This window comes from Streptomyces sp. NBC_01689 (assembly GCF_036250675.1).
Classification (GTDB): Bacteria; Actinomycetota; Actinomycetes; order Streptomycetales; family Streptomycetaceae; genus Streptomyces.
Window position 1 is genome coordinate 9,330,491 of record NZ_CP109592.1, and the last position, 23,736, is coordinate 9,354,226.

The window sequence follows — 23,736 nt, forward strand, 5'->3', positions numbered from 1 at the left end:
CCCGCACCGGCGGATCGGCGCCGGGTGATCCGCCGGCCGGACGCGCACCAAGGCAGACGCATGCCGTCCGATACCGTCCACGCCATAGTTGTCGAGTCAAGTAAATTAGGGTGTGAGTTTGGTTGTCAAGGCGGAAGGTCGCGACACGTCGTCAGGGGGTGCGCCCGGGACCTGCGGTCTCCCACCGCGCTCTGCGAGTGCGCACGGTTCGCGGGTTCCGGGGCGCGGGGCGGGACCGGTCCTCGTTCACGGACGCAGAGACACCCAGGATCCGTGCGGTGCCACGCGCAGGACCCGCGACAGACCGGCTTCGTGGAAGGCCGACTCGAGGTCCTCCAGCCCCTCGGAGAAGTGGGTCCACCCGTCGTAGTGCGCGGGTACGACGACCTCCGTGCCCAGCACGGCCGCCGCGGCCGCGGTCCGCCGGCTGTCCATGGACAACGGCCGCCCGTCGAACTTCGCCGCCACGCGGGCCGCTCCGGCGTGCAGCACCGCCGCACTGATGCCGGGTACGCGACGGGACACCTCGGCCACCGTACGGATGGACGCGTTGTCACCGCTGAGATAGACCGTGGGAAGCCCCTGGCCCGTCAGCACGAAGCCGGTGACCTCGCAGTTGACGTTGCCGTCGGCGTCACGCTGCCCGTCCTCGGGGCCGTGGACCGCCGGGACGGCGAGGATGGTGAGGTCGCCTTCACCGTCGGGACGCGGTACGGAGTGGCTGCTCCACGGCGCCAGCCCGACGGCCCGTTCACCGAGACGCGCGGCGGAGAGGGCGCCGCTGACGACCAGGGGAGCGGCCTCGGCGAACGCCCGGCCCCGCTCGTCGAGGTTGTCCGGGTGCTGGTCGTGGCTGACCAGCACCACGTCGACGGGGCCCAGTGCGCTCTCCTCGGCAGCCGGTCCGGCCGTCTTCGTGAGATATCCGTGCGGGCCGGGCCCGTCGAACGTGGGGTCGCTGACGAGGCGCAGTCCGCCCATGTCGATCACCGCGGTGGGGCCGCCCAGCACCGTGACGGCGCAATCCTGGCGGGACAGTCCCTCGTTCGGAACGCTGCCTGTCATGCGACCTCCCAGAACCGTTCGGTGAACTTCCGCCGAGGTGTGCTCATGATGATTCTCCAGAGGGGTGGGCTTCCGTGCGACCTTCCCGCCGACCCCTTCAGGAATAGACGACCGGTCGCCGTACCGCCAATGAGTCTCGGCAGGTGATCGCAGGTGCGCGGGGCTGTGAGCTGCGGTGGTAGCCCGCACCTCCCGAAGGGGAGGAAACACGTCGCAGAGATCTCGTGGACGGGACCGGTTTTCGGGGCCCCACGGAACGGGTGCGCGCGGCCGTGCCGAGGGCGCCCCGGCGCGCGGCGAGGGCCGCGGCCGGGAGCCTCAGCCCGCGGCGGCGACCGTCGCGACCGTGTTCGCCAGTTCGTGCCCCTGGGCGAAGCGGCGCAACTGGTCGGCGAGCAGATCGTTCACGTGCGACGACACGGCCGAGGTGAAGGCGCCGGAGTGCGGACTGATCAGTACGCCGGGTGCGGACCACAGTGGATGTCCCGCGGGCAGCGGTTCGGGGTCCGTCACGTCCAGGGCCGCCTGCAGCCGCCCTTCCCCCAGCTCCGCGAGCAGTGCGTCGGTGTCCACCACCGCGCCACGGGCCACGTTGACCAGCAGGGCGCCGTCCTTCATCGTCCCGAGGAACTCCGCGTCCGCCAGGTGGCGCGTCCGCTCGGTCAGTGACACCGAGAGGATCACCACGTCCGCCTGCGGCAGCAGCTTGCCCAGGGCGGACGGAGAGTGAACCGCTCCCCTCGCCACCCAACGCGGCCTGCTGGCAACCCGTTTCACCTCGCATCCGAAGGGGTGGAGACGCTCTTCGATCGCGGCACCGATCGAGCCGTACCCGACGATGAGCACCGTGGCGCCGAACAGTGAGGGCCGGACTCCCTCCTGCCAGCGGCCCGTGGCCTGGTTGCGGACGAAGTCGGGGATGCCGCGCAGCGCGGCCAGGGTGAGCGTCAGTGCCAATTCGGCGGTACCGGCGTCGTGGACACCCCGGGCGTTGCAGAGCGTGATCTCCGGTCGGAGGTGCGGCAGGAGGTGGTCCACTCCGGCGCTGAGTGCCTGGAACACGCGCAGCCGGGACATGCGGGCCAGCGGCCGGACGATCGTGGAGATGTCCTTGGTGAGCGGGGGAGCGTAGAAATCGACGCGGTCCGGGTCGGTGGGATAGCGGCCCCGTCCGTCCCAGTGGGCGTAGTCCAGGCAGTCCGGGGCGTCCTCGATCTCCTCGACGGGCACGGGCAGCCACGCGAGCATCCGCTCGTCGGCACCGCGCCGCGCGGGGATCATGGGCGTCACTCGACTCACGGTTGTCTTCACTCCTTGGTCGGCTGGTGCACGGGGTGTCCTGGTGCACCTCGTGGGGTCCGCCCGGCCGGTACGCGGCTCGACGGCACCCCGGTGGGGCGTCTCCACGGCTGATACGTCGCCGGGCGGTGAGGGGTTCCCGAAGCGCTCGGACGTCCACGGCTGACACGTATGGGGGCCGTACGGAGGCCCACGCGGGCACACGTGTGCCTTGTCACAACGTGTCGGTCGACGACTCAAGTACGTCGTGCTGTGCCGACCCGACCGAGAGGGCATGCCGGTCGGTGCCCGCACGGCCGCAGCCCCGTTCCTTCCGGCCTCTGGCCCGGGTCGGCCGGGCCACCTCGCCCGCTCCGGCCACCTGCCTGCCGCCCGTTCGCCGTTGACAGCCGACGGGAGGGCATGTCAGTGTCGTCACCACTTAAACAGGTGACGACGGTCGGTGCTGTTCGGGTCCGGAACCGCGCCGGACGGGCGCCTCTCGGCGCCCATGGCAGGAGCACTCCGGCCGGTGCCGGAGCAGCCGTCACCCAGAGGAAGGGCGGACCATGGCAGGACGTTCGGGGAAAAAAGCCGAAGGCGCACCGGTGGGACGGCGCGCACTCCTGGGCATGCTCGCCGCGGGTGCCGCCGGCCTCGCCACCGCGCCCTATCTGCAGCGCGGCTGGGAGGGGGTCCTGGGAGCTGCCTCGCAGGTCGACCCGACGGGGCTGTCCGGCGTCCTTCCCAACCCCGGCGGCTTCCGGTACTACAGCGTCGTCGGCTCCGTGCCGCGCAAGCACGAGAACGACTACGAACTCACGATCGACGGTCTGGTCGATCGGCCGAGGACCTATACGTTGCCCGAGCTCCGTGCCCTGCGCCAGACACGGGTCGTGCACGACGTGCTCTGCACGGACGGATGGCGGGTGGACGACACCCCCTTCGAAGGCGTGCGGCTCGCGGACATCCTCGATGCCGCCGGCGTGCGTGCCGAGGGCAAGGCCATCCGGTTCACCTGCTTCGACGGCGCGTACACCGAGAGCCTCACTCTCGACCAGGCTCGCCGGCCGGACGTCCTGGTGGCGCTGAACATGCAGGACAAGCCCATCACCCATGAGCACGGAGGGCCGGTGCGCCTCTACGTGGCTCCCATGTACTTCTACAAGTCGGCCAAGTGGCTGGCCGGAATCACGGTCACCGACAAGGTCGTACCCGGTTTCTGGGAGGAGCGCGGCTATGAGGTCGACGGATGGCTCGACGACGCCGACCGCGGCGACGAAGCGGCCTGAACGTCCGGGACGGCCGGTGCGGTCGTTGTCGACCGGTCAGACCGGTCAGACCGGTCAGCCGGGTCGGTCCGCGCGGTTCGGCCCGTCCGGCCGGAGTGGCCGGGCCGGTCGGTCCGGTGGGCCCGGTGAACGCGGACGGATCCGTCGGTTCAGCCCGGCCGAGCGCATGGTGCACCGCGCGACGGGCTGGCTCATGCTGGTGTGTCTCGGCAGTGCTGCCTGCCTCTACCTCGGTCCGCTGGCCCAACTCGTCGGCCGCCGCCACCTGGTGGCCATGGTCCACGAATGGTCCGGCATCTGCCTGCCGGTCCCGCTGCTGTCGGGTCTCCTTTCCCGGGAATTCCGGGCCGATCTCCGCAGACTGAACCGCTTCGCCGCGTACGACCGGCAGTGGCTGAACGCGGTCCGCAGACGACGGTCAGGGCCCGAGGCGCGGCCCGCGGGCAAGTTCAACGCGGGGCAGAAGGTCTACGCCGGATGGATCGCGGGCGCGGTGCTGGTGATGATGTTCACGGGCCTGCTCATGTGGCGGACCGGCTTCCTGCCGGACATCTCCCGCACCAGCGCCATCTTCGTGCACGACGTGCTCGCCTGGGCGATCACCGTCGTGGTGATCGGGCACATGCGCAAGGCGTACCAGGACCCGGAGGCCAGACGCGGGATGCGCACGGGACGGGTGAGCAGGTCCTGGGCCGCGCGACACCATCCCCGGTGGCTGGAGGAGTGCCTTGGAGATGAGGGTGCGGGGCCCCAGCGCACGAAGGAGCGGTGAGAGGCCGTCGCGACTCGGCCAGGAGTCCCCCGGCGGGCGCTCACCAGTCCCGGGTGGCGATCAGTTCCTCCACGTCGGCGTCCGTGAAACCGTAGGTGGACGCGATGAACCAGAAGTCCTCCGCGATCTCCTCCCGCGCCACGGTCTCGATCTCGCTCTCGGCTGCCTCGAACTCCTCCTGGAGCAGGTTGAATTCGTCCGTCGCGGCCTGGGTGAGCACGTACAGGGCCGCCAGGTCCGCCGGCCGCTCGGCCTCGATCCGCTCGCACAGTCGCAGCAGGATCGCCGTGCCCTTGTCGACGACGTCATCGGGGAAGTACCCGTCGGCGTACAGGCGCCTCAGAAACGCGTGCTCCGCCACCTGCGGTGTGGTGATCGACACGGTGCCTCACCCTCTTCCCCATGGAACGATGCGCCGATCATGCACCACGCCACTGACATCGCGAGGGCGATCGTCCCCGCCGCGGACCCCACCCAACTCTCGATGCCCGCGGAGATGTTGGAGCAGGGCGGCTACTACCAGACGGTCGGGACCGGGCCGGATCTCATGGAGAACGCCAAGGCGGCCGTGCGGGAGATGGTCGACTGGCTGGTGACCGACCAGCGGTTGAGCCTCCACGAGGCCTACGCGCTTTGCACGTGGCCGGCGACCTGAAGATCAACGAGACCGTGGACCTCCCCACATGGCTGGTGTCGAAGACCTTTCCCAGAGGTGTCTTCGGCCCTGCCGACCGTCAAGTACGGGCGTCTGACCTCGGCCTGAAACCTCGTCACGTCAAGTTGCGGGCAGTCGTGTTCTGTCCGACCCGGGCGTCGCCTGGCGGAACGCTGGGAAGAAGAGGTATTCCTGAGTACGGACGGCGGTGACCGAGGGGGGAGTTGAACCGCGTGGTGGTGGTACGCAGGCGACGGCCGCGGACGGAGGTCCGCCCAGGACGTGGTCCTGGATCCGAGGACCGGGCATCCCGACGACCGCGCGCGGATTCCGATCCGCGGGCCCAGGACGGGTACGGGCCGAGACTGCGGGACGTGCTGCCCGCGTTCGCCGGACTGGGCCTCGCGGCGGCGGTGTCGGCTGCCGCGCTCACCTGGCAGTACCGGGTGTACGGGCCCGGGGGTCTGGTCCTGGCCTTCGTGCTGCTCGCTGGAATCGCGGTGGTGGTGCTCCGCTTCTCGCGCGCGACGACCCGACGGCGAGCCGGGATCTACACCCCGGCCGAACTCGCACGCCTCGACGACCAGGGCTTGGCGGAGGCCGTCGAGCGGATGCTGAACCGGGACGGGTGGAACGTGATCCCGATGCCGAGGCAGGGGCGTCCGAGGCTCTACGCACGGGACCGCGGCGGTCGCCGACTCGATGTCGGGTTCCGTCCGACGGAGGAGTCGGCGTCGGACGGGGACGCGTCGACCGACCCGGTGCCCACCGTGCGGGAGACGGGGCTGGCGGGGATCGACAGGCTGTTCCGAGTCCTGGTCAGTGTGGGTGAGTTCAGTCACGCCGACGTGCTGTGGGCGTCCCGCCACGACAGCGTCCACCTGGTCGACGGCCGGCAACTACGCCGCTGGGCGAGCGGCGCGTCCCTGGACGACCTCGGCCTTCCCGACTGACGCCCTGAGAGAGGGCCCATTGGAGGACGGCCGTGGCTGAACGGGACCTGTCGGCGGGAGGCCGATCCGGCGGCCAACGGAAGGAGAACCCCCTTGCCCCGCCGTGGTTCGGCAGCCGGGCGAGCGAGGGGTGTCGTGCGCGCCGGGCTCCACCGCGCCGACCGACCACGGGAGTTGTGGCGGACCGGGCGCACCGGTCAGCATGTGCCGCCGCGAGCCCGGTCCAGGTAGTCGGCGAGCTCGCGCCAGTCGTCGACCGAGGCGTCGGGGTCCTCTGACATGGCGGCGGGATCGTCGCGCCAGGCGGCCCTGACACCGGCGGAGACCTTGGCGTCACCACCGGAGAACAGCGCGCCGAGCTCGTCCAGGCGATCCACCAGTCGGCGAACCTCCGGGTGAGTGGGGGGAGTTCCGGCCGCCCGGAGCCGCTCGGCCCGTCGATACAGCTCGGGCCACTCGACCTTCAGCAGGTAGTGCGCGGCCGGCCCCAGGGCGGCGGCCCGGTCGCGGAACACCTGTATCCGGCCGTCGTCCAGATGACGGCTCAGCGTGCGTTCGCTCGCGGGCCCGGCTCCGGTCGCGGCCCGCACGGCGTCGAGCAGGGCCGTGGTCGTCGAGGCCCGGTCGGCGGACAGCTCCTCACGGAGCCGGACGAGCCGTTCACGAAGGGCACCGAGTGCGGCGATGGAGGCCTCCACGCCGGCCAGGTGGTCGCCCAGCACCCGAGCGGGGTCGACGCCGGCATCGAGACAGAACGCGACGGACTCCAGCGGCAGGCCCAGACCGCGGAGCGCCAGTATCTGATACAGGCGGACGAGGTCCTGCTCGGCGTACTCCCGGTGCCCGCCCGGGGTGCGCCGTGACGGGACGAGCAGGCCGATGGTGTCCCAGTGGTGCAGCGTACGCACGGTCAGCCCGGCGGTCTCGGCGAGCCGCCCCACCTTCCACGTGCCGGAAGTCGTCATGGGACAACGATGCATCCTCACCTCGCGTGGGGTTCAAGCCGTGCCGACGACCGGCACGAACCGTCGCGCGAGCCGAGGCCGAGCGCGTCGGGCGAGAAGGTCTCGGAAGACCCCGTCGGGGGAGACGGCCTCGGAACCTCGGAAGACCCCGTCGGGATCGCCCTTCGCCGCCTCCGCGAAGTCGCCGGAGTCCATGGCGGAGATCACCGGGTCGGCGTTCGGTCCGGCTCCAGGGCGGGGACTACGGAGGGGTGATGCGCGGCGAGACCGAGGCCGCTTCGAGGCCGGAGAGCTCGTCCAAGGAACGGCCCCGGGTCTCGACGCGCAGGGTCCAGGTGACGAGGAAGGCGAGGGCGCTGGTCGTCGCCGCTCCGTAGAGCAGCGGTGTGGTGCCTGCGGAGGCGAGCAGGACCGGGAAGAGGAAGGTGCCGACGGCCGCTCCCAGTTTGCCGAAGCCGGCGGCGAAGCCGTGTCCGGCGGCCCGGACGTCGGCGGGAAAGACCTCGGCGGGCAGGGTGAACGTGGTGGCGTTCGGCCCGAGGTTCATGAAGGTGTTGAACAGCGCGAACCCGACGAAGGCCAGGGGCAGATGGGTGTTGCCGCCGCCGGGAAGCTGATCGGCGAACGCCAGCAGGCACAGTGCCACGGTCATCACGGCGAAGCCCACGAGTTGCAGCCGGATCCGCCCGACCCGGTCCACGAGCACGATGGCCAGGGCGAAGCCGACGACGAGGAACACGTCCAGGAACGCGGTCCCCTCGGTCGAGGAGATGTCGTCCGCCAGGAACGTCGCGTTCGGGCCCGCCAGAGCCAGGCCGGCGAGCAGCGTCGGCGTGAAGATCCCCACCCCGTACGTGGCGATGTCCATCAGGAACCAGGGAACCGAGGTGAACACGGTCAGCCGCAGCAACGGGCGTCTGAACAACTGTGGTTGAACGAGGGCGTTCCACCCCTCCCGCGGCATCTGCGGGCGTGCCCGGTCTTTGTCGGTGACGCGGCAGGCGACGCCGGTCATCCGCTCGGCGATCGCCGTGGCCTCAGCCTCCCGGCCGTTCTGTGCCAGCCAGCGCGGGCTCTCGGGGACGTTGCGGCGCAGCCAGATGATGAGAAGCGCCAGCAGGGCACCGAAGCCGAGCATGATCCGCCAGGCGCCGACGGCGGGCCACACGGTGAGGACGACGACGCCGACGACCGCGCCGACGATGATGCCCGCCGCCTGGAGACTGAAGGCGCCCACCAGCCACCTGCCCCGTTGACGTGCGGGCAGGATCTCCGCCAGATAGCTCGCCGCGATGGGGTAGTCGAGTCCGACGGCGATCCCCAACAGGAAGCGGAAGGCGATCAGCGCCCACAGGTTCCAGGCGAACGTACAGGCCACGGAGAAGACCACGAACAGCCACAGGTCGATCCGGAAGATCTTGCTGCGTCCCACGCGGTCGCCCAGCGGACCGAGCAGAGCCGCTCCGAACATGGCGCCGACGATGGCCGCGGCCGAGAGCAGACCCCGGTCCGCCGCGCTGCCGCCCAAGTCCTTGGCGATGAGCGGGTTGGCGACGCCGATGATGAAGAAATCGAATCCGTCCAGTATCACCCCCAGGGCCGCCACCAGCCAGAATCGCCGGTGCAGCGGCGCGATGGAGGCCTGATCGAGGACTACGCCCAGGGGCAGCGGCGTGCGGGAGGCACCGTTGGTCACCACATGCACCGAGTGAACGCGACCGTCCGACCGCGATCAACCAGCCACGCCACACCCCGGGCGGCGTCGTCGGTGCGGGAGCGATGAGCCGGCTCCGGTAATTCCGTCGCTGGGCACGGCGTGTGCGCCTACGCTCGCGGCGGCGTCGTCGGCGCTCCGGGGTTCGCCGTCATCGTCCGTCACGTCCCCGCCCGGGACATCGAGCCCCGCCCCGACAGGTTCGGCGCCCGCGCGCGGCCCGAGTTCCTCACCCGCCAGGAGCGTGGTACCTCATGAGTTCGAGCACGCGCGGTGGTCTGCTGCGCCGGCACCGCGACTTCCGACTGCTCTGGTGCGGCGAGACCGCCGGGAGGTTCGGAGCGTCCGTCACGGGAGTGGCCATGCCACTGATCGCGGTCTCCGCCCTGGACGCCGGTCCCTTCGAAGTCGGCCTGCTGAGCGCGGCGGCCTGGGCCCCGTGGCTGCTCCTCGGCCTCCCGGTCGGCGTATGGGTGGACCGGTCGCCGCGCAGACCGATCATGCTGGCCGCCGCCGCGGTCTCCCTCCTGCTCTTCGCCGCCGTCCCGGTGGCCGGAAGGTTCGGCTGGTTGAGCACGGGACTGCTGGTGACCGTCGCGCTCCTGACGGGGACGGCGGCGGTGTTCTTCCAGACCGCCTACAGCGCCTATCTCCCCAGCATCCTCGAACCCGACGACCAGCCCGAGGGCAACGCCAAGCTGCACGGCAGTGCGTCCGCCGCGCAGATCGCGGGACTCGGCTCCGGCGGCCTGATCGCACAACTCACCGGTGCCGTGACGGCGATGTACGCCAATGCCGCCACCTTCGTCGTCTCCCTGCTCTGTCTCGCGGGCATTCGGTACCGCGAGCCACGGGTCCCCGGCACCGGGGACCGTCACGCCTCACTGGTGGGTGAGGTGCGCGAAGGCCTGCGGCTGATCGCGTACGACCCCTGGTTCCGCGCGCTGACCCTCTTCGGAGCCGCCTCCAACCTGGCGTTGATGGGATACCAGTCGATCCAGGTGGTTTTCCTGGTCCGCTGCGTGGGCCTGGATCCGGGGCCGGTCGGTGCGCTCATCGCGGCCACCAGCGCGGGAGGCGTGGCCGGAGCGCTGACGGCCCGTCGGGTCGCCGACCGCATCGGCACGGGCCGCGCAACCCTGATGTTCGAACTGGGACTTGGTCTCTTCGCCCTGCTCATCCCGCTGACGGTTCCGGGAGCCGGCGTGCTGCTCTTCGTGGCCGGCGGATTCTGCGTCTCCGCGGGTGTCGTCGGCGGGAACATCGTCAAGGCGAGCTTCCAGCAACGCTATTGTCCGCCGGAACTGCTCGGCCGCCTCACGGCGAGCACCGCGTTCCTCAGTTACGGGACCATCCCTCTCGGAGCCCTGTCGGGCGGCGCGCTCGCAACCGTACTCGGCATCCGCGCCGCGATCGCGATCACGACCGCGGGGGTCCCGCTCGCCGCACTGATCCTCTTCTTCTCGCCCGTCCGGCGGACCCGCGACCTGCCGACCACCCGGCGACCGCCGGACGATTCCCGGCCCGCACCGGACATCGACGGCGAGCCGGTGCTGCCGGGGCACTGACCACGGCCTCATCCGGTTCCGGCACGCGTCATCACACGTGGCGCCCGCCCTCCGACACCGGGCGCCCGACCCCGGCCGTCCGGCAGTTGAAAGGCGGCCGTCCCGTCGCACCGGAGCCCTCGGAGCGGGCGGATCGCCACCTGTTGACGTTTCAAGTAAGGATTGCCTAACCTAAATCGCTTTCGCATTCTTCCCCCGTTCCCAAGAGGGTGGTCAGTCATGCCCCTGTCCGATCCGTCGTCCGGTCTGCTCCAGTTCACCGCGGCACCGGCCCCGTCGACCCCTCTCGGCCCGTTCGAGGACAGCGCGGTCGCCTGGGCGACCTGGGTGACCCTGATGGGCTTCGTCGGAGTGACGGCCCTGGCCCTGACGGCGGCGGGGCCCGCGGCACGCCGGATCGGCGCCGACACCCTCGCCGCGGTGACGGCCCGGCTCTCCCGCACGGCCGTCGTCCTGGCGGTGCTGGCCGTCGCCGCGGTGCTCACTGAGCTCGCCCACTCCGGGGACAGCGGCGGCTACCACTACCAGGACGCCTGGAACACCCTTCACGACGGCACCAACGCCGGACGGCTGTCCGGCATCGAGGTGACGATGCTGCTGGTCGGCGCGGCGGTGATCGCCCCACTCGCTTTCCGTGCGGCCGCGAACGGCCGAGCGCGCACCGGACCGCTCGCGGCGGGCCTCGGCGCGGGGATGATCGCGCTGGGCACCACCAGGTTCCCGGACGCGATGCCCGAGGAGTGGGGCCACACCATCTTCGAGACGGCGATGTGGATGCTCCATCTCTTCGGCGGGGCGGTCTGGTTGGGCGGCTTGGCCGGGCTGGCGCTGCTCGCCGTGCCCGGCGCCGTCCCTCCCGCCGAACGCGCCGCCTTCTGGTCCCCCGCGATCCGCCGCTTCTCCGCCGCCGCCATGGGATGCGTCACCGCCATCACCCTGTCCGGGCTGTTCCTGTACTGGGAGCATGTCGACGGCCCGTCGCAGCTGTTCACGACGATGTACGGCCGTGTGCTCGGCGTGAAGATCCTGATCTTCGGAACGCTGCTCCTGCTCGGTGTTTTCAACCAGTTCTGGCTGCACCCGCGGATCGACGCCCTGCGGGCCGCCGGTGACGAGCGCCCGCTGCGCACCATCCTGGTGCGTCAGTTCCCCGCGGTGGTCACCGTCGAGACCCTGCTCGGCATGTCACTGCTCTTCGTCGCGCCCTTCCTGCACGGCTCCGCCCGTAACCAGGCCTTCCAGTCCGAGACGGCGAAGCACTCCGCGAAGGCCATCTCCCCCGAGGACCTGCCGCGGCTCCCCGACAAGGTGGTCAGTGCCTCCACCTGGGTGCTCGGCAGTACCGAGACCCTCGTCCTCATCGCCCTGATGATCGGCGGATACTGGTACTCCGGAGTGCTGGCCCGCCGTCGCACCGCCGCTGTTCCCGGACAGCAGCCCGCGACGGGGGATCTCGTGGAGGCCTGACCACCACCGTTCCCGGTACGGCGGTCGCCACCACGGCTCCCGTACCGACCTGCCGACACCCGTCCCCGCCCACCCGGTCCGTCCGGCCGGCGGTGCACCCGAGCGGAGTGCGCCGCCGGCCGGGGCCCCGGGGCACGTGTGTCCGCGCGCCAACTGTCACGCTGAAAAGGGGAGTTCCCATGTACGTGCTATCGGCGGACAGGTGAGGCCACGGAACCCGGCGGCGGCCCTACTTGCCGTACGTCCTCAGGTGTTCGAGGAGCAACTCGTTGAGCGCCTCCGGAGCCTCTTCGGGGATCCAGTGGCTGACGCCGTCGAGTGTCTCGAACCGGTACGGCCCGCCGACCTACTCCCCGGTCGCCCTCGCCGGTGCCGGACCGAACGCGGTGTCCCGCGTGCTCCAGACGTACAGCGTGGGTACGCCGATGCGTCCGATCGTGCCGTCGGGACGGCCGGACCGGTACCAGTTCAGAGCCGCGGTGAGCGCGCCCGGCTGCGACAGCCGCCGTACGTAGTCGTCGGCACTGGCCGGCGGGACCTTGCCGGCGAACACGGTGCGGAGCTGCCAGGCGTCGTCGGCGAGCATGCGCTCCTCGGTCGACGGCGTCTCACGCCAGTCGAGCATGTACCGGGAGCGTGCGCGCTGGTCCTCGTCGCTGCGCAGGGCCCCGGCCAGGGCGCCGGGGTGCGGGGTGGAGACGACGGTCAGGGTACGCAGGCGACCGGGATGGGAGTCCGCGGTCCACCAGGCCACCGCACCTCCCCAGTCGTGACCGACGAGATCGAACGTCGCCCAGCCCAACTCCTCGGTGATCGCGAGGACATCGCCGACCAAGGCGCCCATGCGGTAGTCCTCGGGTCGTTCGGGACGGACCCCGGGGGAGTAGCCGCGCTGGTCGGGCGCCACGACCCGACATCCCTCCGCGGAGAGCGCCGCGATCTGCCGCTGCCACGCCCGCCCGGCCTGGGGGAAACCGTGCAGCAGGAGGACCGGGCGGCCCTCCGACGGTCCCTCCGCGAGTGCGTCGAACACACCCGCGGGGGTGGAGATGCTCAGCTTGTCCACGATCAAACCCTCCATACCGACTGGTTGGTCAGCCTTCAGTGCGGGGAAGCCCCTTGTCAAGATCGAACGGCGGCCGCCCGCATGCTTCTCCCTCGCCTGAGAACGCCGCCGACCGTGCTCGGGGGACCGGCCGGGTGGGCAAAGAGGGCGCATGAGCGACGCGAACCTTGTGTTCCGCAGGATCATGAAATCCGGCGATGGGCGGGGCGGCAGCGACAGGTCTCGGACAGGTACCGATCACGAGGCCTGACGGAAGGCCACCGGTGTGGCTCGCCGTAATGAACTCCCTTCCCCCGGCGGGACCTTGAGGTGATCCCGTACGGCCTCGCGGTCGGGGGTTGCCGCGACTCACCTCGCCCCGGTGCAGGCTTCCGCCTCCGCCAAGTACCGCGCCACCGGTCCCAGTGTCAGCATTCCGCTCGCCGCCCCGGCGTGCTCCGTGCGGGCGTCACGCAGGAAGACCTCGGCACGCGCGGCGATTGCGCGTTCGCCGAGGCGTGCGGCGGCGCGGGCGGTCAGGCACCACATGGCCTCCTGCAGATGGTCCCGCGGCGGCTCGGGCGCCGCCGCGAGAGCGGTACGAGCAGCCTCACCCCGGTCCTGGGCCAGCAGCACGAGAGGTCGCGCCCAAGGCCGGTACGGGCCCCAGTCGAGGTGGGGGTCCGTGGGCGCGGGCCGGTCGTGCAGCAGACGAAGTCCCAGCAGGGCGAGCGGGAACAGGCCGCGGTGCAGTCCCGGCATCCCGGCCGTCCGGAGGGCCTCCTCGGCGGTGCGGTAGTACGCCGCGGCCGTGGCGGCGCTCGGTCCGCCGGGTTCCGTGCTGCGAGCCGCCGCGACCCGGGCCCGGAACCATCCGGTCAGGACGGGGACGAGGGGAGACTCGACACCGGCGGCGAGTTGCTCGGCCGCCTCGGCATGCCCGGTCGCGGCGTCGAGATCGCCGAGCGCCGACGCGGACTGGAGACGGACGAGCCGGCCGAGCACGGCGAAGCTCGGCAGCCCGTGCCGGCCGGCCAGGTCGAGGATCTCGACGCCGATCCCGTCCCGTACCGCCGCAAGGCCCGGGCGGGCGAAGGACTGCAGGAACACCCCGTTCAGGGCGAAGGCCAGCAGAGCGGGATCGGCCAGGCCCCGGGCCAGTGACTCGGCCCGTTCCGCCGCCTGCTGCGCACGGCTCAGCTCGCTGCCCGACAGATCGGCACTGCGGCTCTCGACGGCGATCGTCGCCAGCAGGCGGGCGGACAGATCGGCGGGGATGGCGGGCCCGAGCGCGGTGAGGGTGCGCTCGGCAGCGGCGACGACGGCGCGGGACTGCTCGGGGTCGTCGGCGCGGCTCCAAAGGGCGGGTACGTCGTAGGCGCCGATGATCCGGGCGGTCAGGGCGAGGTCTCCCGTGCGTTCCGCCGCCCGGACGGCCGCGAGGCGGTCGCGCCGGGAGTGGACGAGCGCGTCGCCGCCCGCCAGTGCGAGGGCGCGGGCCACATCCACGGTGGTGCGCGGGCCGAGCCGGACACCCCCGCCGGTCCACGGGATACGTGCGCCCTCGACGGGCCCGGAAGCGTTGAGGATGTCCGTCTCCAAGCGCTGGAGGTCGGCGCCGGGGTCCAGTCCCAGTTGATCGACGAGCATCGCGCGGGCGCGGCGGAGAGCGGCCAGCGCGTCGGCCTGACGGCCCGCGCGGTGCAGCGCACGGGCGAGGAGCCCCCAGGCCGGCTCGCGCCACGGATGCTCGGTGACGTGGGCACCCAGTTCGGCGACGAGATCACCCCCTTCCCCACGGTCGAGCAGGATGCCGGCGCGCAGCTCCACCCCTTCCAGCCTCAGTTCCTCCAGCCGGGTCCGCTCGCGCTGTGCCCACGCGGCGCCGGGCACATCGGCGTAGGCGGGTCCGCGCCAGTCCGCGAGTGCCGCGCCGAGAGCGGTCACCGCGTCGGGGGTGTGCCGGGCCCGGGCCAGGGTGTCCTGGAACCGGTGGACGTCCACGTCCTCACGCGGCAGGCGCAGCGCGTAGCCGGGACCCTCGGTGACCAGGACGCGCGACGGGCCGCGGGGCGGCCGGTCGGGTTCCAGGGCGCGGCGCAGCGCCGCGACGAACGTGCGCAGGGCGCCCACGGCCCGGGTCGGCGGATCGGTCCACAGGTCGTCCACGAGGGTGTCGGTGGTGACCATCCGTCCCTCGGCGGCGACGAGCCGCGCGAGTACCTCACGATGGCGGGGCCCGCCCAGGTCGATCGGGCTGCCGTCGTCGCGGAGGGCCCGCACGGCACCGAGCACGTCGATTCGCATGCCCCCATCCTCCGCGTCGGGGACGGGCCTCACGCAACCGTACTGATCGGCTGCTGATCGAGGTCGCCCAATCTGACCCGGTCGGTTCCAGACCCGAGAGGACGGTCTTCGATGACACCCACCATTCCCGGCTTCGACCACATCCGCCTGCCCGGCGCGGACGGTGTACGGCTGGCCGCCGCCGTCGGCGGCAGCGGCAGCCCGGTCGTGCTGCTGCACGGCTTCCCCCAGACCCACCTGATGTGGCGGCACGTCGCCGAACGGCTCTCCGACGAGCACACGGTGATCTGCCCCGACCTGCGGGGTTACGGTGCCAGCGACAAGCCCGCGGCCACCGCCCCAGACGTGTACGCCAAGCGGACCATGGCCGCCGACATCGTGACCCTGGCGAGGGCCCTGGGCCATGAGCGTTTCGCCCTCGTCGGTCACGACCGGGGTGCCCTGGTCGCCTTCCGGGCGGGACTGGACCACCCGGAGACCATCACGCACCTCGGCATCCTCGACATCGTGCCGACGCTCGACATGTGGAACGTCCTCCACGGCGTCTCGGCGGCCGTCGGCTACCACCTCTTCCTGATGGCACAGCCGCCAGGTCTGCCGGAGGAGATGATCGGCAACAGCGCGGACGCGTTCTTCGGCTCGTTCCTCGACGCCTGGGCGGACGACCCGGCCGCCATGCCGCAGGACGTGCGTACCGCGTATCTGCGCGCCTGCGCCGGGGCCGTGACATCGATCGTCGCGGACTACCGTGCCTCGGCGGGCGTCGACGTCACCCACGACCAGGCGGACCTGGACGCGGGGTCCCAACTGGCCATGCCCGTCACGGTCGTCCAGCAGGACTGGGGCGCGCGGCTGGGCTACGACGCCGCCGCCGTCTGGGCGGCGTGGGCGCCGGACCTGGACCACCGGCTGACCGGAGCGGGGCACTTCATGGCCGAGGAGGCACCCGACGAGATCGCGGCGGCGATCCAGGACCTGCTGGCGCGCTGAGCCTCCCCGCACTCGGTTCGCCGGCCGGGCCAGGTCCGGTCGGCGGCAACCGGGTCACGGTCCCGTCGGCGGCAACCGGCTTTTCGACGAGAACCGGCGCTTCGAACCGGCCCGGTGAAGAGCACCGGTCATGCGGGGAGTAACGGTTTCGCACATGTCCGGAACTGTGGCTTCCACCACGGTGGATGTGATCTTGCTGTGGTGAGATCCCCGGATGGTTGGTTTCCTTCTCCGTCGCCTCCCGTTCTGGGTCCGCGAGCCTCTGCTCATCATCGTCGGGTCCGTTTTCGGCGTACGCCTCATGTATCTCGCCGTCCGCGAGCACAACTGGGCCGGGGCCGGTATCGGCGCCGTGTTCCTCGCCGTCGCCGCGATGAGCGGCTACTCGGTCAACCGGGCCCTGCGTGCGCGCCGGACCGCGCGTCCCGAGGCCTCCGGAGGCGGCGCCGCGGTCGACGGCTCGGCGGAGGTCACCACGGCGGTCGATCCCGCCGTCCACGCGGGAGCCGTGCCGCCTCGTCGTCCGGAACCCGAGGAGAAGGAGCACCACGCGTGGCGGCAGGCCTTCGCGGCGGTGGGTCTGTTCGGGGTGCTCGCGGCCGTGCTGTGGTGGGCCCCGGACATGACGTCCGACAACAACACGCGTCAGCCCGCGTCGTGTTCGGACGGAGAGCGTGAGGAGCTGCCGAAGGCCTACAAGGCGGAGCCCCGACCGGTGACCGGTGAGGAGCTGTGCGAGGCGCTCAACCGGTCCGACCTGGCCGAGCTGCTCGGAACGCCCGGAGAGACGGCGACCACCGCTTCCGGCAGCAACAACACCGCTCTGCTGACCGGCGGGAAGGTCGCCGAGCCGGAGGCCGAGGTCGCGTTCGACACGTACACCGTGAACGTCTCGGCCACCTACAACAAGCTGTCGACCGAGCAGTACGTGAAGCTGATGAAGTACGGGAACGAGAGGGACGTCAGGACCCTCACGGTTCTCGGCCGGCCCGCGGTCTTCTCCTCGGATCACACCATGAAGTTCGAGATCAGTCTCGGCGGCGACGGAGGATCCGGCGGACCGGTCGAAGAAGGCCCCCTGGCCCGGACGTTGTCCGTGGCCCTCGAGCGTGAGGACCGGGGTGGCTACTACGACATCACCGTGTGGAGCTCGACCGGAGCGCTCCCGGACGACAGCGCTCTCCTCGACATCGCCGAGAAGGTTCTCCCCGCGATCCACGGACGAGCCGCTTGAATAAGGCGCCGGACGTCCCGGCCGGACGAACGGATACGGTTCCGGCCGCGTCGCCGACGACCAGTCGACGGGTGGTCGACAGGCAACCGGACAGCCGCGAAGAGGACTTGATGTCCGAAGACCTCAGCCCTTGACCAGCTCCGCGATCCGCTGCGCGGCCTGGGCGGGGGTGAGGTGCGTGGTGTCGACGACCTCCGCCTCGGCGTGCAGCCAGGTACGGGCGGCCTCGGCATAGGGCTCCAGGTGGTGGAGCCGGAACGGGGAGTCGGGGCCGACCACCGTGTCGCCCGCGATGCGCGCACGGAGGGTGTCCTGGTCGGCATGGAGGACGAAGTGCCGTACCGGAATGGCATGCCGGGCAAGGCCCGAGCTGATCTCGCGCCAGTACGGCTCGACCAGGACGGTCATGGGCATCACCAGCGTGCCGCCGGTGTAGCCGAGGACGCGGCGGGCGGTCTCGACCACGAGCGGTCGCCACGGCGGCCAGTGCTGGAAGTTGTCGGTCGCCGGCAGCGCCGGAGTGATGTCCATGAGTGTCTCCCCGACCTTCTCGGCGTCGAACACCCGGGAATCCGGGATCAACCGCTGAACGAACGCGCTGGTCGTCGTCTTGCCGGCACCGTGGGTGCCGTTGAGCCATACGATCATGTGACGCGACGCTATCGTGGTGCGGGCCGCGGGAACACTCGCCCACCCGGGGTCGGCGCGCCCTGCGGGTGGACCGGGCCGACACGGCAACCTCGCTGGATCGGGGCCCCGTCGGCCATCTGGCGGCGTCGAAAATCCTACGCTCGTCGGTCGGGCCTCAGACAGGATGCCTCCGTGGATCACCTCCTGTGCGGGCTCGCGGCGAATCCGGCCCTGTCGTCCGAACTGGTCGACCGGCTGATATCCGTCGCGGACGACGACATCGCAGCGAGCCTCGCCTGTCGGGCGGATCTCAGCCGCACGCAGGCGGTCGCGTTGGCCGAGCGCGTCGAACGGAGCGCGGTACGGCTCGCGTACGAGGCTCGGCTGACCGCGGTGGACATCGATCCCTCCGTCCGGCCGGATGCCGCCCTCGCCCTGCTCGACCAGGGTGTCGGCCGCCCGGAGTGGGCGCGTCTCCTCGCGGCGGACCCGGTCCGTGAACGCCGCGAGAAGCTCGCAGCCTGCCCGGGCCTCCCGGCCGACGTGGTGGACAGGCTCGCGGCGGACCCGGACGTGAGGGTCGTCGCCGAGCTCGCGTCGCGGACCGTCCCGGCGATGGCCGCGAGGCTCGCGGCACACCCGCACGCCGAGGTCCGCCGTGCGGTGGCGGGCAACGAGTCCACGCCCCCGGCATTCTTGCGGTTCTGCTGAAAGGGGAAGGACTGCCCGCGGCGCGACACTGCGCGGTCTGTGACCGCGAACAGATCCCCTTCGTGCACGATCGGCAGTGCCCACGGCTCAACTGCGACCTGCCGCCGGGTGCCTCCTGCGACGGTTCCCACGAGTCCACCGTCCACGCCGTGGTGGAGGCGGCACTCCGCAACCCCGCCACCCCCGTCGAAGCCGTGGTCGGTTCGTGGACCATCCGTCGATGCTGGTGCGCTGGACGCTCGCCGCCCGCCCGGACCTGCCCCGGCAGACCTTGAGTGGCGGCCAACCCGGACGCGTCTCCGGCCCTGCTCGAGGACCTGGTCCGGCACGAACCCACGGTGCGGAAGGTCTTCCGTGGGGTCGCCCGGCATCGCAGGGCGACGGACACGGCGCTGCTCGTCTGTCTGACGGACGGACGAGCGAGACCCGTAGCCGCCGGCCACCCCGCACTTCCGGCACCGGTCATCGAGGAGCTGCTCGCCGACGCGGACTGGCGGGTGGTGGAGGCGGCCGCGGCCAACCCGTCCCTGCCGTCCGCCGTGGCGGCGGATCTGGTGCACCGGCGGTGAGGCCCGGCCCGATCGACTGACCCGCGGGGCGGCCTGTTTCGCGCGGGCGCCGAATGGAAGGCCGACCAGGGACACCGCGTCGGCGGTACGTTTGTGCACCCTCCTGAGCCTCCTCCGCCTGTGTCGTTCCCGGGCATACCGGTCAGGGCCGGGCTACTGTCGGCGGACATGACCGACGTCGACAGAGCCGTTGTCCACCACCGCACCGCCACCGTGGGCGGCCGAACCATGTTCTATCGCGAGGCCGGCGACCCGGCCGCCCCCGCCGTGGTCCTTCTGCACGGATTCCCTGCCTCGTCCCACATGTTCCGCAATCTCATCCCGGCACTCGCGGACCGCTACCACGTCGTCGCTCCCGACCACATCGGCTACGGCTTCTCCGACGCGCCGCCCGTCGACGAGTTCGAGTACTCCTTCGAGAACCTCACCGCCATCACCCTGGAACTCCTCGACCACATCGGCCTCCAGTCGTTCGCCCTCTACATCCAGGATTACGGGGCACCCATCGGGCTGCGGATCGCCAGTCGCAACCCCGAGCGCGTGACTGCTCTCCTCGTCCAGTCGGGCAACGCGTACATGGAGGGCTTCACCCCCTTCTGGGACGTGCTCTTCGCCCACGCGAAGGACCGCCCGGGCAACGAGGAGGAGGTTCGGACCTACCTGGAGGCGGACAAGACCCGCTGGCAATACACCCACGGTGTTCCCCAGGACCGGCTCGACCGGCTCACTCCGGACACTTGGACGCTCGACCAGGCACTGCTGGACCGGCCCGGCAACAAGGAAGTGCAGCTCCAGCTCTTCTGGGACTACCAGTTCAACCTCCCCGCCTACCCCGACTTCCAGGAGTACTTCCGCCGGCACCAGCCACCGACGCTGATCACCTGGGGAGAACACGACGAGATCTTCGGCGTGGACGGCGCACGCGCCTACGCCCGTGACCTGCCGGACGCCGAGATCCACCTCCTGGACGCGGGGCACTTCGCCCTCGAGTCGCACGGACCCGAGATCGCGGCCCTGATCCACGACTTCCTCGGAAGAGTGCTGGCCTGACGGCCGTCCCGCGGAGAGGGTGCGGGGGAGGGCGCGGAACAGAGGACATGGTGGCTCGTGGAGAGATGCCAAGTCCGCCTCTGTACAGGACAGTTGGAGTCGTAAGCGAACGACCGGAACATGGCGCGGACGGACAGGGACTCGTGAGGTGAGGCAGGCCGGGACTCCCGGTGAACGGGCTCCCGCACCGTCCGTCGGCTCCCGCACCGTCCGTCGGATCCTGTGCCGTCCGTCGGATCCCGGGCCGGCCGGCCGCGGGCCGGCCGGCACCGTCACTTCGAATCGCCGTAGTACAACTGGAGGAAGTCCTCCATCGCCGCGTTGACGCCATCGCGGTCACCGGTGGCGAGCAGGTCGAGCAGCAGACCGCGCACGGTGGCAAGTCCCAGCCGGGCGCGGCTCCGGGCCACGGCGGGAGCCGTTCCCATGGCGACCTCGGCGGCCACGAGCGGCTCCAGCCAGTCGTTCACGAGCCCCTCCAGGACCGGGGCGGCCTCGGGGCGGCCTCGCAGCGCCTGCCCGTAGATCTCGAAGAAGAGCCGCTCCTGACCGGCCAGTCGAGGGTCCGTCAGGTGCCGCCAGAGCAGACGCGCGGCATCGACGGGCGAGAGACCGGGATCGCGTCGCAGCTGTGACAACAGATCACGTTGGCGCTGCTCCGACGTCCGGACGATCTCGACGAACAGCTGTTCCTTGGAACCGAAATGGTGGATCAGCATGCGGTGGCTGACGCCGATCGCGGAGCCCAGGCCGCGCAGGCTCAGGTCCGTGATGCCGTGTGCCGCGACGTGGTCGACCGCGGCGTTCACCAACTGGGCGCGTCGGTCCGCGTCCTTGCCGGGCGCGGGCGCGCTCTCGGGAGCCGAGCCGACCATTTTCATCACCTCGCGAGTGTACCGATTGGTACATGTCGTGTGTACCGTGTGGTACATGAAGTCTGTCACCGTGTCGATCGACGTACCGCAGACGCCCGAGCAGGTCTACGGCTTTCTCGATGTCATCGCTCACCACGAACGGTTCACCGACCACTATCTGACCAACTGGCGCCACAGCGGCCCCGACCGCGGCATCGGATCGTGTGCCACGGTCACCGCCGCGCTGGGCGGCACGAAGACCGACGTCGCCATCGAGGTCGTCGAGGCGGACCCGCCGCGGAGCATCGTCGAGCGGAACGTCAGCGCGGCCGGCCGACGTCTGGCCCAGGGCACCTACATCATCGAGCCCCTGCCGACCGGCGGGAGTCACGTGTCGTTCACGTACGCCTGGACGCGCGCCCCGCTCGCCGACCGCCTGCTGGCACCCGTCGTCCGGGCCACGATACGACGCGCCAACCGGACGGTCATGCGACGCATGGCCACCGAGTTGGCCCGCCATGTGTCCGCTGCCTGACCTCGGCGTCGACACAGGTCGGGGAGCGTGCCCGATGACACCGCGCACAGGTGTCCCGTGCGGCGTGGCTCAGCCGGACAACGAACGCCACCGCGGGGCCACTTGGCGTACCTCGGCGAAGGCCCCCGGAGCTCCCGCTGATGACGGTTCCTCCCGGGTGGGCGAGAACTCCCGGCAGGGTGAGGCCGTCCTACCGCTCGACGGTGCCGCCCGTACCGTCGAGCTCGTAGATCCGCTCACCAAGCCGTTCGCCGGCCCAGTCCAGCCCCACGCCCAGGTCGAACCAGGTGCGATCCTTGCGGCCTTGGGGCTCTGAGAGGTGTGCCGCCACCCACGAAAACACCCCCAGCAGGGTGGAGCGCCCGTGCTGCGTCGAGCGTACGGACAACGCGAACGGCGCGGCGAGTCCCGCCCGCGTCACGAGCATGACCTGTTCGTCCTCGGTATGACGACGTCCACCCGTGAGGAACCGTGGTGCATCGAGGATCTTGACCCACTCGACCACAGCGTTCGCCACTTGGGCCCGCAGGGACTCCTCGATGCCCTTCCGGACGGCGGCCGCGGGATCGTCGCCGAGCCAGCCGAGCCAGTGATCGGGATCAGTGAGCCGGCTGAAGTCGTCCTGTGGCACGCCGTACCGGGGATTCTCCTCGTACTCGCCCGTCAGCTTCCCGCCGCTGTCGACCAACCACGAGCCACGGACCGCTTCTTGAGGTACGTAGCCGTTCGGGTCACCGATGTACGTCGGGTCGATCTCGGCGACGCTGCCACCGGGATTCTCCGCGGCGGTGGCGAGGAGCGCCGGGTTGTTCGGTATGTCGCGACGTCGGCCTCGCGAGCCAAAAAGTCCCACGTTCTTACCCCCACTGCTGCCGGCCCGGTCGACGGCAATGATGCCGCACGGGTCGGGACCCCAGCAGGGGGGTCTGCGTGACGTCGTTCGGTGGCGAACGCCGGCGCGCCACGCGGGTCGTCGCAGGTGGTGGGATTTTCCCAGGAGCGCCGGGAGGGAGCCGAGCCGTGCATTCTGTGGGCCGTCCGCCGGTGGTTGTGGTCAGGGCTCAGGGGTGAGGGCGATGCGGCCGTGGAGGTCGCGGCTCTCCATGCGGCGGTGGGCGGTGACGACCTGGCTGAACGGCAGCACGTCGACGTCCGTCTCCATGAGGCCGGCCGCGGTGGCCTCGATCGCCGCGGCGAGGGCGGCGGGGACGAACCGCGGATGGGTCGGCAGGAACGCGCCGGCGTTGAAGCCGCTGACGGTGACGCTGCGGAGCCAGAGCTGGTTGGTGTCCACCTGGTGACCCCAGTCGTCGGAGGCGTTGCCCGCGGCGATCAGGCGGCTGCCCGGAGTCATCAGGTCGAGGCTCAGCGTGCGGAGCGTCCCACCGACGGGGTCGATGACCACGTCGAACTTCTCGTCGCCCAAGGCGTTGTGGAGGTCCGTGGAGTCCACGATCCGGTCGTACGGCAGCCTCGTCGCCTCGGCGACGGCGAGCCTGCCGGGCCGGACCGTGCCGACGACGCGGGCCGCGCCGAGCTGTTTGGCGATGCCCGGAAAGGCGGCGGACAGGCCGCCGAGCGCGCCGTGCACGAGGACGCTCTCGCCCTCGGCCAGGTGCGCGACCTGCGTCAGCGCCGCATGCGCCATCGCGGCGTTCGGGATGACCGACACCGCGAGCGCCGCGTCGATGCCGCGTCCCTCGATCGACACGGTCAGCGGGGCCTGCGCGCGGTAGACGGAGGCGTACCCGCCGGTTCCGGATCCCGCGGACAGCGCGACCACCTGCTCGCCGGTGCTCAGCCCGGACACGCCCGGGCCCAGTGCGCGGATGGTGCCGGCCACTTCGAGGCCGGGTACGAAGGGCGGCTGCGGCATACCGGGGTGGTCCTTGAACCGGCCCTCGCGAAGGAGCAGGTCGATCAGACCGACCGCGGAGTGTGAGACGTCGATGGTGACCTCGCCCGGGCCCGGCTCAGGGTCCGGGAGGCCGGTGACGACGTCGAGGACCGTCGGGTCCCCGAATCGGAGGGTATGCACTGCCTGCATGAGTCTGTCCTTGGATGGGGAAGTTTGCGTGTCCG

At 71.1% G+C, this 23,736-nt stretch carries 21 protein-coding genes and 1 pseudogene; 11 read left to right on the top strand and 11 right to left on the bottom strand.

What is annotated here, in order from left to right:
* Window positions 1-246 precede the first annotated feature (246 nt).
* Together OG776_RS39890 and OG776_RS39895 are read right to left on the bottom strand one after the other, a co-directional pair.
* Window positions 247-1,065, bottom strand: a complete 819-nt coding sequence (locus OG776_RS39890; protein WP_148011824.1) for an MBL fold metallo-hydrolase — start codon at window positions 1,063-1,065, stop codon at window positions 247-249.
* 318 nt (window positions 1,066-1,383) lie between these two features.
* Window positions 1,384-2,346: a 2-hydroxyacid dehydrogenase gene (locus tag OG776_RS39895; RefSeq protein WP_443077398.1), complete on the bottom strand. Its 963-nt coding sequence runs from the start codon at window positions 2,344-2,346 to the stop codon at window positions 1,384-1,386.
* Between the two features lie 566 nt (window positions 2,347-2,912).
* On the opposite strand from OG776_RS39895, the gene OG776_RS39900 reads away from it, so the two are divergent.
* Window positions 2,913-3,635 carry a molybdopterin-dependent oxidoreductase gene (locus OG776_RS39900; protein WP_329323507.1) on the top strand — a complete coding sequence of 241 codons (723 nt, stop codon included), beginning with the start codon at window positions 2,913-2,915 and terminating at the stop codon, window positions 3,633-3,635.
* A gap of 166 nt (window positions 3,636-3,801) precedes the next feature.
* Entirely contained in the window at window positions 3,802-4,407 is a 606-nt protein-coding gene (locus OG776_RS39905) for a cytochrome b/b6 domain-containing protein (protein WP_443077332.1), read from the top strand.
* Between the two features lie 40 nt (window positions 4,408-4,447).
* Here the strand turns inward: OG776_RS39905 and OG776_RS39910 are convergent, their stop codons facing one another.
* Window positions 4,448-4,789 (bottom strand): DUF5713 family protein, encoded by a 342-nt coding sequence (locus OG776_RS39910; protein ID WP_148011827.1) that lies wholly within the window; start codon window positions 4,787-4,789, stop codon window positions 4,448-4,450.
* Between the two features lie 39 nt (window positions 4,790-4,828).
* Here OG776_RS39910 and OG776_RS39915 point away from each other — a divergent pair, with 39 nt between their 5' ends.
* Complete coding sequence (locus OG776_RS39915) at window positions 4,829-5,062, top strand: hypothetical protein (RefSeq protein ID WP_329323508.1); 234 nt, start codon at window positions 4,829-4,831, stop codon at window positions 5,060-5,062.
* A 374-nt stretch (window positions 5,063-5,436) separates the two neighbouring features.
* Window positions 5,437-6,015 carry a hypothetical protein gene (locus tag OG776_RS39920; RefSeq protein WP_329323509.1) on the top strand — a complete coding sequence of 193 codons (579 nt, stop codon included), beginning with the start codon at window positions 5,437-5,439 and terminating at the stop codon, window positions 6,013-6,015.
* A 197-nt stretch (window positions 6,016-6,212) separates the two neighbouring features.
* Here OG776_RS39920 and OG776_RS39925 read toward each other — a convergent pair whose 3' ends face one another.
* Together OG776_RS39925 and OG776_RS39930 are read right to left on the bottom strand one after the other, a co-directional pair.
* Window positions 6,213-6,980: a MerR family transcriptional regulator gene (locus OG776_RS39925; RefSeq protein WP_329323510.1), complete on the bottom strand. Its 768-nt coding sequence runs from the start codon at window positions 6,978-6,980 to the stop codon at window positions 6,213-6,215.
* A 241-nt stretch (window positions 6,981-7,221) separates the two neighbouring features.
* The gene (locus OG776_RS39930; protein WP_329323511.1) at window positions 7,222-8,679 is read right to left on the bottom strand and encodes an MFS transporter; all 1,458 of its coding nucleotides are present in this window, start codon (window positions 8,677-8,679) and stop codon (window positions 7,222-7,224) included.
* A 269-nt stretch (window positions 8,680-8,948) separates the two neighbouring features.
* On the opposite strand from OG776_RS39930, the gene OG776_RS39935 reads away from it, so the two are divergent.
* Entirely contained in the window at window positions 8,949-10,262 is a 1,314-nt protein-coding gene (locus OG776_RS39935) for an MFS transporter (RefSeq protein WP_329323512.1), read from the top strand.
* Between the two features lie 219 nt (window positions 10,263-10,481).
* Window positions 10,482-11,729: a copper resistance D family protein gene (locus OG776_RS39940; protein WP_329323513.1), complete on the top strand. Its 1,248-nt coding sequence runs from the start codon at window positions 10,482-10,484 to the stop codon at window positions 11,727-11,729.
* Between the two features lie 346 nt (window positions 11,730-12,075).
* Here the strand turns inward: OG776_RS39940 and OG776_RS39945 are convergent, their stop codons facing one another.
* Both OG776_RS39945 and OG776_RS39950 read right to left on the bottom strand, forming a co-directional pair.
* Window positions 12,076-12,795, bottom strand: a complete 720-nt coding sequence (locus tag OG776_RS39945) for an alpha/beta fold hydrolase (protein WP_329323514.1) — start codon at window positions 12,793-12,795, stop codon at window positions 12,076-12,078.
* Window positions 12,796-13,143: 348 nt separating this feature from the next.
* The gene (locus tag OG776_RS39950) at window positions 13,144-15,081 is read right to left on the bottom strand and encodes an AfsR/SARP family transcriptional regulator (RefSeq protein WP_329323515.1); all 1,938 of its coding nucleotides are present in this window, start codon (window positions 15,079-15,081) and stop codon (window positions 13,144-13,146) included.
* Between the two features lie 111 nt (window positions 15,082-15,192).
* Between OG776_RS39950 and OG776_RS39955 the strand changes: the two genes are divergently transcribed.
* Window positions 15,193-16,071: an alpha/beta fold hydrolase gene (locus tag OG776_RS39955; protein ID WP_329323516.1), complete on the top strand. Its 879-nt coding sequence runs from the start codon at window positions 15,193-15,195 to the stop codon at window positions 16,069-16,071.
* Between the two features lie 214 nt (window positions 16,072-16,285).
* Window positions 16,286-17,305, top strand: a complete 1,020-nt coding sequence (locus OG776_RS39960; protein ID WP_329323517.1) for a DUF6215 domain-containing protein — start codon at window positions 16,286-16,288, stop codon at window positions 17,303-17,305.
* 123 nt (window positions 17,306-17,428) lie between these two features.
* On the opposite strand, the gene OG776_RS39965 is transcribed toward OG776_RS39960, so the two are convergent.
* On the bottom strand, window positions 17,429-17,953 hold the full coding sequence (locus OG776_RS39965) for an ATP-binding protein (RefSeq protein WP_148011835.1): 525 nt from the start codon (window positions 17,951-17,953) through the stop codon (window positions 17,429-17,431).
* A 174-nt stretch (window positions 17,954-18,127) separates the two neighbouring features.
* Here OG776_RS39965 and OG776_RS39970 point away from each other — a divergent pair.
* Together OG776_RS39970 and OG776_RS39975 are read left to right on the top strand one after the other, a co-directional pair.
* A pseudogene (locus tag OG776_RS39970) lies at window positions 18,128-19,215 on the top strand (hypothetical protein).
* Between the two features lie 168 nt (window positions 19,216-19,383).
* Complete coding sequence (locus OG776_RS39975) at window positions 19,384-20,265, top strand: alpha/beta fold hydrolase (protein WP_329323518.1); 882 nt, start codon at window positions 19,384-19,386, stop codon at window positions 20,263-20,265.
* A 272-nt stretch (window positions 20,266-20,537) separates the two neighbouring features.
* Here the strand turns inward: OG776_RS39975 and OG776_RS39980 are convergent, their stop codons facing one another.
* Window positions 20,538-21,146 carry a TetR/AcrR family transcriptional regulator gene (locus OG776_RS39980; protein ID WP_261994805.1) on the bottom strand — a complete coding sequence of 203 codons (609 nt, stop codon included), beginning with the start codon at window positions 21,144-21,146 and terminating at the stop codon, window positions 20,538-20,540.
* 49 nt (window positions 21,147-21,195) lie between these two features.
* Here OG776_RS39980 and OG776_RS39985 point away from each other — a divergent pair, with 49 nt between their 5' ends.
* Window positions 21,196-21,654: an SRPBCC family protein gene (locus OG776_RS39985; RefSeq protein ID WP_148011837.1), complete on the top strand. Its 459-nt coding sequence runs from the start codon at window positions 21,196-21,198 to the stop codon at window positions 21,652-21,654.
* A 190-nt stretch (window positions 21,655-21,844) separates the two neighbouring features.
* Here OG776_RS39985 and OG776_RS39990 read toward each other — a convergent pair whose 3' ends face one another.
* Window positions 21,845-22,507, bottom strand: a complete 663-nt coding sequence (locus OG776_RS39990; RefSeq protein ID WP_329323520.1) for a hypothetical protein — start codon at window positions 22,505-22,507, stop codon at window positions 21,845-21,847.
* A gap of 201 nt (window positions 22,508-22,708) precedes the next feature.
* Window positions 22,709-23,701, bottom strand: a complete 993-nt coding sequence (locus OG776_RS39995; RefSeq protein ID WP_329323521.1) for a quinone oxidoreductase family protein — start codon at window positions 23,699-23,701, stop codon at window positions 22,709-22,711.
* Window positions 23,702-23,736 lie beyond the last annotated feature (35 nt).

Coding starts and splice junctions, on each gene's coding strand:
- OG776_RS39890 (WP_148011824.1), bottom strand. CDS start 1,065: ATGACAGGCAGCGTTCCGAACGAGGGACTGTCCCGCCAGGATTGCGCC.
- OG776_RS39895 (WP_443077398.1), bottom strand. CDS start 2,346: ATGATCCCCGCGCGGCGCGGTGCCGACGAGCGGATGCTCGCGTGGCTG.
- OG776_RS39900 (WP_329323507.1), top strand. CDS start 2,913: ATGGCAGGACGTTCGGGGAAAAAAGCCGAAGGCGCACCGGTGGGACGG.
- OG776_RS39905 (WP_443077332.1), top strand. CDS start 3,802: ATGGTGCACCGCGCGACGGGCTGGCTCATGCTGGTGTGTCTCGGCAGT.
- OG776_RS39915 (WP_329323508.1), top strand. CDS start 4,829: ATGCACCACGCCACTGACATCGCGAGGGCGATCGTCCCCGCCGCGGAC.
- OG776_RS39925 (WP_329323510.1), bottom strand. CDS start 6,980: ATGACGACTTCCGGCACGTGGAAGGTGGGGCGGCTCGCCGAGACCGCC.
- OG776_RS39935 (WP_329323512.1), top strand. CDS start 8,949: ATGAGTTCGAGCACGCGCGGTGGTCTGCTGCGCCGGCACCGCGACTTC.
- OG776_RS39940 (WP_329323513.1), top strand. CDS start 10,482: ATGCCCCTGTCCGATCCGTCGTCCGGTCTGCTCCAGTTCACCGCGGCA.
- OG776_RS39950 (WP_329323515.1), bottom strand. CDS start 15,081: ATGCGAATCGACGTGCTCGGTGCCGTGCGGGCCCTCCGCGACGACGGC.
- OG776_RS39955 (WP_329323516.1), top strand. CDS start 15,193: ATGACACCCACCATTCCCGGCTTCGACCACATCCGCCTGCCCGGCGCG.
- OG776_RS39960 (WP_329323517.1), top strand. CDS start 16,286: ATGGTTGGTTTCCTTCTCCGTCGCCTCCCGTTCTGGGTCCGCGAGCCT.
- OG776_RS39965 (WP_148011835.1), bottom strand. CDS start 17,953: ATGATCGTATGGCTCAACGGCACCCACGGTGCCGGCAAGACGACGACC.
- OG776_RS39975 (WP_329323518.1), top strand. CDS start 19,384: ATGACCGACGTCGACAGAGCCGTTGTCCACCACCGCACCGCCACCGTG.
- OG776_RS39980 (WP_261994805.1), bottom strand. CDS start 21,146: ATGAAAATGGTCGGCTCGGCTCCCGAGAGCGCGCCCGCGCCCGGCAAG.
- OG776_RS39985 (WP_148011837.1), top strand. CDS start 21,196: ATGAAGTCTGTCACCGTGTCGATCGACGTACCGCAGACGCCCGAGCAG.
- OG776_RS39995 (WP_329323521.1), bottom strand. CDS start 23,701: ATGCAGGCAGTGCATACCCTCCGATTCGGGGACCCGACGGTCCTCGAC.